Here is a 10860-nt window from a genome sequence, read left to right on the forward strand (position 1 = left end):
GACGTTAATCTGCTATATGTAGGATGCAGTTCAATTGATAATCTGTTGAGATAGTCTGGTAAAAGGCTATGTCTTGATATATGGATGTGTTGTTTTAACCAAATTTGACGACAGGATTAACTAAAGTCTAAGGGTTAGTAAGACCATTTTTTTAATTTTAAATCACTCACAGATGGGTTTTCACCAACCTCTAATATTTGAGCTTGTTCTGTGCGCCAGTCCCCTAAAACGATACGTAGTTTGCCATGCACATCATGTATTTGGGGCCGGTGGGTATGTCCATGAATTAGTAGATCGGCTTGCTCTAAAGCTTTTTCTACAGCTTCGGCATTTACATCCATGATGTCATAGGATTTAACTTGCTTGGTTTCTGTACTTTTTTTGCGAAAGCCATTGGCGATTTTTTGTCGAATGCTAAGCGGTAAGCTCTTTAAGAAACCTAAAAGGAAAGGATTACGAATCACTTTACGAAACTTTTGGTAAGACACATCATCGGTGCAAAGTAAATCGCCATGTTCGAGGCGAATTTTATAGTTGCCAATGTGGAGATAATCCACGTCTTGTAATAATTGACCGTGAAATTTATCTAAAAACTTTTGACCCAATGCAAAGTCACGATTACCCACTTGGAAATAAATTTGATTTCCCAACGCAGTAAAATCTTTAAGCGCTGCAATGATTTCGTCTAACCATGGGGCATTAAAGTCATCACCAATCCAAGCATTAAACCAATCACCTAAAATATACAGCTGGGTATTTTGAGTTTTGTATTGTTCTAACAAAGCTAAAAACCCCCGAACGAGTCGAGGGTGTTCAGGTGACAAATGTAAATCAGCGATAAACAGATAGGTCACGAATCTTTTCCTTATTCTAAAAATCCCTCCCAGCCTCCCTTTAGAAAAGGGAGGAGTTCCGACATTTATTTCATATTGAAACTCCCTCCGTTATTAAAGGGACTTGCGCAGCAATGCTACTCAGGGAGAATTTAAAAATTACTCAGAAATGATTTTAGCTGATTCGATTACAACGTTCTCTAGAGGAACGTCTGCGTGGTAGCCACGGTTACCAGTACGAACGCTTTTGATTGCGTCAACAACGTCAAGACCTTCAACTACTTTACCAAATACTGCATAGCCCCAACCTTGCGCTGTTTTACCAGTGTGGTTAAGGAAGGAGTTGTTTTTCACGTTAATGAAGAATTGAGCTGAAGCAGAGTGAGGTGCTTGAGTACGTGCCATAGCGATCGTACCAACATCATTGCTTAAACCGTTGTCAGCTTCGTTTTCAATAGAATCACGAGTTGTTTTTTCTTTGAAGTTTTCATCCATGCCGCCGCCTTGGATCATGAAACCATCAATAACACGGTGGAAAATCACGCCGTCATAGAAACCATCGCGAACATACTGTAAGAAGTTTTCAGCAGTTTTAGGTGCTTTTTCAGTGTTAAGCTCAAGAACAATACGACCTTTATTGGTGTTTAATTCGACTTGAGGAAAACTCATTGTGTAATCTCCTGTACATGGACATGAAAGCCATGGGTTTTTTGGTTGTGAGAAGCATAAGCAAACTGTAAACTACAAGGCAAGTAAAAACGTTACTTTCTTTGTTAAAAATAAAGAAAAGCGTTTTAATTATCCTAATTTTATCTTTATAGAAGTGATTTTATTACCATGAAGCCAAACGATGTTGTTTCATCCCTGCCTAACAATCCGACAACCAAGAACAATGCCCCTGTCGAAGCTGCGCAGCAGGAACAACAGCCAGGCTTAGATTTTGTACGTCAAGTCATTACCGATGATTTATCTGCAGGTCGTACCGAACAAGTTGTAACACGTTTCCCACCAGAGCCAAACGGCTACCTACATATTGGTCATGTAAAAGCTATTTGTCTAAACTTTGGTATTGCTCAAGAATTCGCAGGTCTATGTAACCTCCGTTTTGACGATACAAACCCGGATGCCGAAGAGCAAGAGTATGTAGACGGTATTGCCAATGACGTGAAATGGCTAGGTTTTGAGTGGAACGGCGAGCCACGTTATGCATCAAGCTATTTTGATCAGCTTTACACTTGGGCAGTGCAATTGATTGAACAAGGTGATGCTTATGTGGATTTGCAGAGCCCTGAAGAAATCAAACTAAACCGCGGTAATTTTGTGGAGCCGGGTAAAAATTCGCCGCAACGTGATGCTAGCGTAGAAGAAAACTTAGCGCGTTTTGAACAAATGCGTAATGGTGAGTTGGGAGAAGGTCAGGCAGTACTACGTGCCAAAATTGATATGACTTCACCTAACATCCATATGCGTGATCCTATTTTGTATCGTATTTTGCATTCTGAACATCATCAAACTGGTGATAAATGGAAAATGTACCCAATGTACGACTATGCGCATCCATTATCAGATGCCATTGAAGGGGTTACGCATTCACTGTGTACACTAGAGTTTGTTGATCACCGTCCATTCTATGACTGGGTTGTCGAGAAAGTTAAATCACCATCTGTACCACATCAGTATGAATCAAGCCGCCTAAATGTAGATTACACCATTACCTCTAAACGTAAATTACGTAAATTGGTTGAAGGTGGTTTTGTGAATGGTTGGGATGACCCACGTATGCCGACCGTTGTGGGTATGCGCCGTCGTGGCTTTACTCCAGAAGGTCTACGTGACTTCTGTAAACGTGTAGGTGTAACGAAAGTTGATGGCAGTATCGTAGATGTTGCAATGCTTGAATACTGCATCCGCCAGTCTCTAGAAAATACTGCTGCTCGTGGTATGGCTGTGTTGAATCCACTCAAAGTGACTTTAACTAACTTGCCTGAAGCAATGGATTTGGTGCATGCACGTCATCCAAATGTAGACATGGGTGACCGTATCATTCCGTTGACTCAAGACATTTACATTGATCGTAAAGACTTTGAAGAAGTTGCGCCTAAAGGCTTTAAACGTTTGATTCCGGGCGGTGAAGTGCGTTTACGTCATGCGTATGTGATTAAGTGTGTTGAAGTGATTAAAGACGAGAACGGTGAAGTGGTTGAATTGAAATGTTCAATCGACCCTGAAACTTTAGGTAAAAACCCTGAAGGCCGTAAAGTGAAAGGTGTTGTACATTGGGTTTCTGCAAGCAAGGGTATTGCTGCGGAAGTTCGTATCTACGACCGTTTATTCACTGAATCAGACCCTGAAGTGGGTGATGACTTCCTTGCAAACTTAAATCCAGAATCACTTAAAGTGGTTCAAGCGGTCATTGAGCCTGCATTGGCAGAAGCAAAACCTGAAGATCGTTTCCAATTTGAACGTGAAGGTTACTTTGTTGCAGATCAGTTTGATCATACAGCTGAAAAACCAGTGTTTAACCGCATCTTAGATTTGAAAGACAGTTTTAAACCGGGTAAATAAAATCTTAGTTTTTAAAGGGATTCATCTTTGAATCCCCAATAGGTTAAGATCAAGTAGGTTAAGATTAAGCTCAACTTCGGTTGGGCTTTTTTCATGCTTGAGATGGTTCATTAAGGCAGTACAGAGGGGAAATAAGTGATCATTCGAAATAAAAATAATAGCTTTAAACTTTTATTTGCATGGCATGGCACGATACTCCCAAAAGTCATGCCTGCGTTGGCTGTCGTCGTGAGTTTGTCGGCGATTTTGGTGTATCTTAGCGCTGCACATTACCTGAATACGCCCGAAGTTCCAGCCATCGGGTTTACTATCTTTGGGGTAATTCTGTCGATTTTTTTGAGCTTTCGAAATACTGCCTGTTATGACCGTTGGTGGGAAGGTCGCAAGCTTTGGGGCACATTGATTGCCAATACACGCCACATGATTCGTAATAGCCATGTCCTTGAAGATGAGCAAAGAAACGTGTTGATGTACCGCATCATGCTGTTTTGCAATTTGTTACGTGATCGCTTACGCCATGAATCACAAGATATTGCACATTTTAAAGACGGCGTAGCTTTGACGGATCAGCAATGGCAGCAATGCCGAGACAATATCAATGCACCACAGTATTTACTTGAAATTATTCAAAAAGATTTAGTCAAAACCTATAAACAAGGTCAGATTACAGACATTATTTACAGCACGCTCACATGTTATACTGTAGCGATGGGTGATATCCATGCAGGCTGTGACCGTATCATGACCACGCCATTGCCATTTTCCTATTCGGTGCTTTTACATCGCGCAGTGTATTCATTTTGTCTGATTTTGCCATTTAGCCTAGAGGCCAGTTTAGGGATATGGACACCTGTCATTGTGGCTTTGATTGCATATTTATTTTTAGGTTTGGATGCGTTAAGTGCAGAACTGGAAGAGCCTTTTGGCTTGCAGGAAAATGATTTACCGCTGGACTCGATTGTACGAAACATTGAGCGTGAAATGTATAGCAGCTTAGAAGTTGAACTTCCGCCGCTGATTAAGACTTTTAACAGTAATTTAAGATAAATTCTTGGCCTAATTTTCAGATAAATTCGGCGATACGTACCAAGCATATTGATGCTGAAAATAATCGTCCAAGTGTCGCATAAAAGCCTGTACTTTAGGCGGAACAAAATGTCGATGCGGAATTACCACATAGATTGCAGTACTTTGAACAGGGATCTTGGGTAGAACTTGGATGAGCTTGCCAGATTGTAAATCTTCCTCCACATGCCAGATGGAGTGGTTTGAGATGCCTAAACCTGCAAGTGCTGCTTGGCGTACGCCTTCACCTGAGTTGATATGAACTTGTCCTGAAACAGGTATATTTATGTTGTGTTGATCTTGGACGAATGTCCAAAGCTGCGAAACACCCTTAGGGTATTTCTGTAAAATGCATTGGTGTATAGAGAGCTCTTCTAGGGAGTGAGGTTCGCCATGTTGTTCGATATAGCTAGGCGAGGCACACAAAATACGACGGTTTAAGCTGAGCGGTTTAGCAATCAGTGATGAGTCTTCTAACTGTCCAATACGTATCGCAACATCTAAACCTGCGGAGACCAAATCTAAATTTTGATCGGTCTGTTCAATATCCAAAGTCAATGTTGGATGCAACTTGGCAAAGGCTGCAAATACTGGCCCTAAAATACGATTTCCAAAAACTTCTGAACAGGTGATTTTTAATACGCCGCTGAGTTGTTGTGGTTCAGGCTGAAATTGGCTCAGGAGAGAATTAAATTGTTCGAATAAGGGAAAACCTTGCTGCAATAAAACAGCACCTTCCTGTGTTAAATGTAGCTGCCGTGTAGTGCGATGAAATAAGCGCAGCCCTAAACTATGTTCAAGTCTGTGTAGACGGCTACTAGCGACAGAAACAGAGAGATTGGCTTCTTTGGCAGCTTGACTGATTGAACCCAGTGCCGCCATTCGTGTGAATAAGTCAAAATCTTCAGTTAGCATTATCAATATAATCAAGAAAGTCTTTCTCGATATTCAGGGTTTTTCTGATAAATATCTGTGCCTATTCTGTGTATAAATTAAACACAGGAATTCACCATGAACTATCACAACCTAGGGCAATCTGGCTTACAAGTTTCAGAGTTCGGCTTTGGTGCAGGTACATTTGGCGGGCAAGGCCCTATTTTCTCTGCATGGGGGCAAGCGAGCTTAAATGATGCTCAGCGCATGATTGATCTGTGTATTGATCAAGGCGTGAATTATTTCGATACCGCAGATGCTTATTCAAATGGTGCCTCTGAGCAGATGCTCGGTGCATTACTTCAATCAAAACGCCAAGAGGTGATTATTTCCAGCAAAGTGGGTATCCGATTGAATGATGGAATCAATCAAGGTGGATATTCTAGAAGCTATTTAATTCAAGCCGTAGAGGCGAGTTTAAAGCGTTTAGGCACAGATTATATTGATGTGCTGCAACTGCATCAGTTTGATAGCACGACGCCACTTGAACAGCTGATGCACAGTTTAGATGACTTGGTACGTAGTGGAAAAGTTCGCTATATCGGTACGTCGAATTTTTCAGGCTGGCAGCTCATGAAAGCTCAGTCGATTGCCCAACAGCATGGCTATGAAAAGCTGAGTGTGCATCAAGTCTATTATTCTTCGATTGGACGTGACTATGAATGGGAGTTGATGCCTGCGCAGCATGATCAACAGATTGGTGCAGTGGTTTGGAGTCCGCTGGGCTGGGGGGAGATTAACAGGGAAATTTGATCGTGAGCACGCGATTCCAAAGCAAAGCCGGCTGCATGAAACAGCACAATTCGCACCGCCAGTTCAACACGAGAAGTTATATGCGGTGTTAGATGTAATGCAAGAAATAGCCTTGGAAACAGGGCATTCTATCCCGCAGATTGCATTGAATTGGCTGAAAACCAGACCGACAGTTTCTAGTATTTTGATAGGCGCACGTAATGAACAGCAACTGTTGGAGAACCTTGCGGCGAAGGAATGGTCATTAAGCGTAGAGCAGTTAGCTCGATTAGACGCAGTCAGTGCAGTGTATCCACCTTATCCATACTATCCGTATTGGAATGGGCAATTTGCAGAGAAAAATCCAACGCTAGTGACATCAGCATTTATTTCAGAACATACAGCAGAATAGGGCAATAACAATTCAGTGGTAGGCAATGATCAGTGCTCTGTGCTATCACTGAATAAAATTAAAATACTGTAGGAATGCTGATGAGTGTCGTGATTGAAACCCAGATGTTAATTCGTAAGTCAATCAATATCGTATTTAATGCTTTTGTTGATCCTTTAATAACACAGCATTTTTGGTTTAGTGCATCGAGTGGCTATCTAGAAGAAGGTAAAACCGTGCAATGGACTTGGCAGAAATATAATGCAGTCGCCGATGTAGACGTGCTGAGTATTAAGGAAAACAAATTAATTCAAATACAGTGGGGAGAACCAAAAACTCAAGTCGATTTTATTTTTGAGCAGATTAGCCCGATGGAAACCTACGTTCGTATCAAAAATTCAAAGATTCCTCTGCAAGGTCAGGCATTAATTGATTTTATTATCGATAGTACAGGTGGTTTTACAACGGTTTTGGATGCAGCCAAAATTTATTTAGAACATGGCCTGCAAAGCAATTTGGTTGAAGATAAATTTCCACCTTTTAGCAATGCGAACTTTTAGCAATGTGAAGAGTGACCAAAATTAAGCATGACATCTGATACGCGGTAAGCAGAATCTTGTGTATTGGCACAGGATCTCGAAGCAATGTGCTGATGTATTGAAATTTGATAAAGCCACGGTTCAATGCTGCTGCAGTGAATTAACGATTTTTATGTTCTTCACGCTTTAAATAGGTATAAACCGGCATTTGCATTTTGGCTTTTTCGCGCAGTTTCTTTTTAATATAGAACACCAGTGCAAAGCAAGTGGTGGTCACGGTTAGCATCATACTGCTCATAAAGCTCATCAGAGAACTGACATAGCCAATCGTGGTGAGTCGGTTCATCATACGGAATACTTGTGGACTACTTTCAACACCAGTAATGGCCCAGGTGCATAAGTGTTCACAGTTATTAATAATCAGATGATAGTTGTTTTCATGCATACGTGAGCGCATGCGACGCACCACTTTACGACCTTTAAATTTTGGATTGCTATATGACTGAACGATAATTTTTTTGCCGTGGCTGAAATTTTCGATAGAAGTCATTTCAATTGGATGTTTTTTGAAAAGGTGTGCAAAACCAGAGTAGTGAATGACTCTACCGCGGCCGGCATATATGCCATGATGGCTATAACCGAAGTGTTTAACAATCAGATGTGTTCCAAGAGGAAAACCATCTTTCTGCACGTGCATGAATTTACCAGTCCTACTTTAAATCCGAATTATTTTTAAAGATTAGTCTACTTTTAATCTGTGAATTAATCGACTATTTTAGCGATGATTTAGCTAAAATTTGTTCGATTTTTAACGTGCACTATGGATAGGGTCATGCTTGGTCTTCAATCAACCTCAATGTTTAAAAAAATGCGTTTTATGATGCTGCTCAGTCTGATTTTCTCACCGAGTATTTCCTATGCCAATATTCAAGCGAAACGTGTCAGTCAGCCCATTGCAGTGGATGTGGTTGAAATTTCGGATCTGAGTCAACTAAAGCTCTATTTATATGATGCAGAGCAGCAGCCATATCGAGACCTACAGCGTTTAAAGCAGTCATTAGCGCGTAAGTGTAATACGATGAACTTCGCAATGAATGCAGGGATGTATCATGCAGACTTAGCGCCTGTTGGTCTTTACGTTGAAAATGGGCTGCAGAAAAAAGCCTTGAATCGTGCAACACGAGGCTTTGGTAATTTTTTAATTCAGCCGAATGGTGTTCTAGCATGGAATGACAAGCAAGCGGTGATATTAACTACACAAAAATATGCTTCCACAAATTTTAATGCACGTTATGCGACGCAGTCAGGCCCGATGCTAGTGGTAGATGGAAAAATCAATTCAAACTTTATCCCACAGTCAGATTCATTGAAAATCCGCAATGGTGTGGGGATCAAGAACGGGAAGTTGTATTTTGTGATCAGTCGTGAAGGCGTGTCATTTTATGCATTTGCACAATATTTTAAGCAGCAATTATCGATTAACAATGCCTTGTATTTAGATGGATCTGTGTCTAGTGCAGATATCCAAGCGTTGAATAGACATGATTCAAGTTTGAAAGCTTTAGGGCCAATTGTAGCGTATACAACAGCATCTCAATGCAAACAATAAAAGCCCGAATAATCGGGCTTCATCTGTACAGTGTTTAGATTGATAGAATCTACTGTTTATTTGCCGACTAAACCTAAAAAGGTACTTTGGGTTTGGCACATTTGAATGGCTTGTTCTTTAGATTGTTTTTTAATACTTTCTTCAAACTGTTTTTTCTGTTCTTTGATTTGCTCTTCATTTAAGCCCATTTGTTTCGATAAGGCTTCGAGTTTGTCCCAAGATTCTTCGCATTCTTTGGGAATTTGGCTACAAGCACTTAGACTAAGTATGCAGCAGGCGATTAGGCAAATTGTTAATTTATTCATGTTCATTCCTTTAGTTTTTATATTAATCCAGTTTAGTGGTTATCTGCTTTTTATTTGATGCAATATTAGGTTTTATTGTCGTGTGTTTAAAAATTAGACATCACTGAGTTGCCTTAGAGCATAGCATAAAAGCTGTAAATAGCGATGTGGCCAATCCACAAAACCTGATCTGTAAATAAGCGGCATACTTTTGATTAGACTAAAAAATGAAAAAGGCACTCTGTAAAACAGAATGCCTTGTTTGAACATTGAATGTTCAGACTCTACTGTAGAGGTAGATGCTGGATTTCATTTAATTCCTTACGGCTATAACCGCGCGAAGCGAGTACTTTTTTGATACCGAGGATAACATCTTCATCCGTTGCCTTTGTAAGAGCAGCAATAAGCTGTTCATTGGTTTTACAAGAGCAATCATTTTCAACACAGGCAATTTGATTCTTATGCCCGTTTTGCTGTTCTTTAGCGAACAACTTATGCCAAAAACTCATAGAGCCTTCATTTGCGACCTAACATAGGACGAAATATAACCAATCCAATAAATAAAGCAAGACTACTAAAGTGATATTTTAGCCAGTTGAATGATCATTTTTTCGATTGGACTTTTAGAATCTTTGCCTAATTGATATAAAAAGGCATCCATTGCACTGCATGTGGCGAGAAAATAAAGCTTTTTTAGCATATAAAAAAGGAGCTTTTAGAAAGCTCCTTTTATGACAACAACATGACTTGAAATAATTTGTTTAAATCTTTTCAAGAAACACACCAGACTCTATATGGTGTGTATAAGGGAATTGATCAAACAAGGCAAATTTACTGATTTTATGCGTTTGTGAAAGCAGTTTAAGATTGTCATGCAAAGTATCTGGGTTGCATGAAATATAGATAATGCGTTCAAAACGTTGCAACAGTTTTAGTGTTTCATCATCGATGCCTGCACGCGGTGGATCGACAAATACCGTATCGAAGTTATAGCTTGAAATTTCAATTTCAGCTGCTTCAAGGCGGCGGAATGTACGTTCAGCATTGTAGGCTTGGGTAAACTCTTCAGCTGATAGACGAGCCACTTGAATATTATCAATGCCATTTTGCTCAATATTCCACTGTGCTGCATAGACTGAAGACTTGGCTAATTCTGTTGCCAAAACGCGATTAAAGCGTGTTGAAAGAGGCAGCGTGAAATTACCATTACCACAGTAGAGCTCAAGTAAGTCTTTGTCTGAATGATCGGCAGCCTGACACGCCCATTCCAGCATTTTTTGACATACGCCGGCATTGGGCTGCGTGAAGCTACTTTCGATTTGTTTGTACTGATATTTACGGTCAAACACTTGGAGTTCTTCAATCACATAGTCATCAGTCAAAATCACGCGCTGACCACGACTACGACCATAAATCTTGATATTGAGCTTTTCAGACAGCGCTTTGGCAGCAACTTCCCATTCAGCATTGAGCGGGCAGCGGTAAACCAATGAAACCAGCATTTCACCTTTCAGCGTCGCTAAGAAATGAACCTCAAATAAACGGCTCGATAAGATCTCTTGCGCCTTGAGTTCATATAATAATACGGGCATTAAATCATTAATGCTTTTATCTGCAATCGGGAAATCTTTAATTTCGACAACTTGTTTTTCATTGTCTGCATTGCGTTCAAACATTGCATAGAACATATCATTTTCAGTATGCCAAATTCGGAATTCCGCTCGCATACGAAAGTTTTGTTCAGCAGAAGGAAAAACTTCTAAAGAGGGAGGGTTGTATTCTGAAAATTGAGCCGTAATGCGGGCAACTTTGGCATCAAGTTGTTGCTGATAAGTTGAAGTCATATGCAGTAAAAAATCGCAAACATATTAAAAAAAGTCATGTTAGCAAAATTCACCTTATAAGACTA

11 protein-coding genes and 1 pseudogene are annotated in these 10860 nt (G+C 40.3%); 5 read left to right on the forward strand and 7 right to left on the reverse strand.

Annotated elements, in window-relative coordinates; translation table 11 throughout:
* Positions 1 to 134: 134 nt before the first annotated feature.
* On the reverse strand, positions 135 to 854 hold the full coding sequence (locus tag FTU34_RS04220) for a UDP-2,3-diacylglucosamine diphosphatase (protein ID WP_180034806.1): 720 nt from the start codon (positions 852 to 854) through the stop codon (positions 135 to 137).
* A 138-nt stretch (positions 855 to 992) separates the two neighbouring features.
* Positions 993 to 1502 (reverse strand): peptidylprolyl isomerase, encoded by a 510-nt coding sequence (locus FTU34_RS04225; RefSeq protein ID WP_078193500.1) that lies wholly within the window; start codon positions 1500 to 1502, stop codon positions 993 to 995.
* A 168-nt stretch (positions 1503 to 1670) separates the two neighbouring features.
* Between FTU34_RS04225 and FTU34_RS04230 the strand changes: the two genes are divergently transcribed.
* A complete protein-coding gene (locus FTU34_RS04230) occupies positions 1671 to 3398 on the forward strand; it encodes a glutamine--tRNA ligase/YqeY domain fusion protein (RefSeq protein WP_180034807.1) in 1728 nt (575 codons plus the stop codon).
* A gap of 135 nt (positions 3399 to 3533) precedes the next feature.
* Positions 3534 to 4445, forward strand: coding sequence for a bestrophin family protein (locus tag FTU34_RS04235; protein ID WP_180034808.1), 912 nt, complete (start codon positions 3534 to 3536; stop codon positions 4443 to 4445).
* A gap of 9 nt (positions 4446 to 4454) precedes the next feature.
* On the opposite strand, the gene FTU34_RS04240 is transcribed toward FTU34_RS04235, so the two are convergent.
* Complete coding sequence (locus FTU34_RS04240) at positions 4455 to 5378, reverse strand: LysR family transcriptional regulator (protein WP_180034809.1); 924 nt, start codon at positions 5376 to 5378, stop codon at positions 4455 to 4457.
* 96 nt (positions 5379 to 5474) lie between these two features.
* On the opposite strand from FTU34_RS04240, the pseudogene FTU34_RS04245 reads away from it, so the two are divergent.
* Together FTU34_RS04245 and FTU34_RS04250 are read left to right on the forward strand one after the other, a co-directional pair.
* Positions 5475 to 6540: pseudogene (locus FTU34_RS04245) on the forward strand (aldo/keto reductase).
* 80 nt (positions 6541 to 6620) lie between these two features.
* Complete coding sequence (locus tag FTU34_RS04250) at positions 6621 to 7079, forward strand: SRPBCC domain-containing protein (RefSeq protein WP_372491103.1); 459 nt, start codon at positions 6621 to 6623, stop codon at positions 7077 to 7079.
* Between the two features lie 139 nt (positions 7080 to 7218).
* Here the strand turns inward: FTU34_RS04250 and FTU34_RS04255 are convergent, their stop codons facing one another.
* On the reverse strand, positions 7219 to 7755 hold the full coding sequence (locus tag FTU34_RS04255) for a lecithin retinol acyltransferase family protein (protein WP_111883727.1): 537 nt from the start codon (positions 7753 to 7755) through the stop codon (positions 7219 to 7221).
* 135 nt (positions 7756 to 7890) lie between these two features.
* On the opposite strand from FTU34_RS04255, the gene FTU34_RS04260 reads away from it, so the two are divergent.
* Positions 7891 to 8667, forward strand: a complete 777-nt coding sequence (locus tag FTU34_RS04260; RefSeq protein WP_257226213.1) for a phosphodiester glycosidase family protein — start codon at positions 7891 to 7893, stop codon at positions 8665 to 8667.
* A 56-nt stretch (positions 8668 to 8723) separates the two neighbouring features.
* Here the strand turns inward: FTU34_RS04260 and FTU34_RS04265 are convergent, their stop codons facing one another.
* The 3 genes from FTU34_RS04265 to trmA form a co-directional block, all read right to left on the reverse strand.
* Entirely contained in the window at positions 8724 to 8972 is a 249-nt protein-coding gene (locus FTU34_RS04265; protein WP_111883726.1) for a hypothetical protein, read from the reverse strand.
* A gap of 263 nt (positions 8973 to 9235) precedes the next feature.
* Entirely contained in the window at positions 9236 to 9460 is a 225-nt protein-coding gene (locus FTU34_RS04270; RefSeq protein WP_078188679.1) for a hypothetical protein, read from the reverse strand.
* Between the two features lie 252 nt (positions 9461 to 9712).
* The gene (gene trmA / locus FTU34_RS04275; RefSeq protein WP_180034810.1) at positions 9713 to 10795 is read right to left on the reverse strand and encodes a tRNA (uridine(54)-C5)-methyltransferase TrmA; all 1083 of its coding nucleotides are present in this window, start codon (positions 10793 to 10795) and stop codon (positions 9713 to 9715) included.
* Between the last annotated feature and the right edge of the window lie 65 nt (positions 10796 to 10860).

Origin of the sequence: Acinetobacter sp. YH12094, from assembly GCF_013419295.1 — a bacterium.
GTDB classification, from domain to species: domain Bacteria; phylum Pseudomonadota; class Gammaproteobacteria; order Pseudomonadales; family Moraxellaceae; genus Acinetobacter; species Acinetobacter amyesii.

Bases quoted from the DNA above. Each gene is read 5' to 3' on its own strand.
- FTU34_RS04225 (WP_078193500.1), bottom strand. From the start codon at position 1,502: ATGAGTTTTCCTCAAGTCGAATTAAACACCAATAAAGGTCGTATTGTT.
- FTU34_RS04230 (WP_180034807.1), top strand. From the start codon at position 1,671: ATGAAGCCAAACGATGTTGTTTCATCCCTGCCTAACAATCCGACAACC.
- FTU34_RS04240 (WP_180034809.1), bottom strand. From the start codon at position 5,378: ATGCTAACTGAAGATTTTGACTTATTCACACGAATGGCGGCACTGGGT.
- FTU34_RS04250 (WP_372491103.1), top strand. From the start codon at position 6,621: ATGAGTGTCGTGATTGAAACCCAGATGTTAATTCGTAAGTCAATCAAT.
- FTU34_RS04255 (WP_111883727.1), bottom strand. From the start codon at position 7,755: ATGCACGTGCAGAAAGATGGTTTTCCTCTTGGAACACATCTGATTGTT.
- FTU34_RS04260 (WP_257226213.1), top strand. From the start codon at position 7,891: ATGCTTGGTCTTCAATCAACCTCAATGTTTAAAAAAATGCGTTTTATG.
- FTU34_RS04265 (WP_111883726.1), bottom strand. From the start codon at position 8,972: ATGAATAAATTAACAATTTGCCTAATCGCCTGCTGCATACTTAGTCTA.
- FTU34_RS04270 (WP_078188679.1), bottom strand. From the start codon at position 9,460: ATGAGTTTTTGGCATAAGTTGTTCGCTAAAGAACAGCAAAACGGGCAT.
- trmA (WP_180034810.1), bottom strand. From the start codon at position 10,795: ATGACTTCAACTTATCAGCAACAACTTGATGCCAAAGTTGCCCGCATT.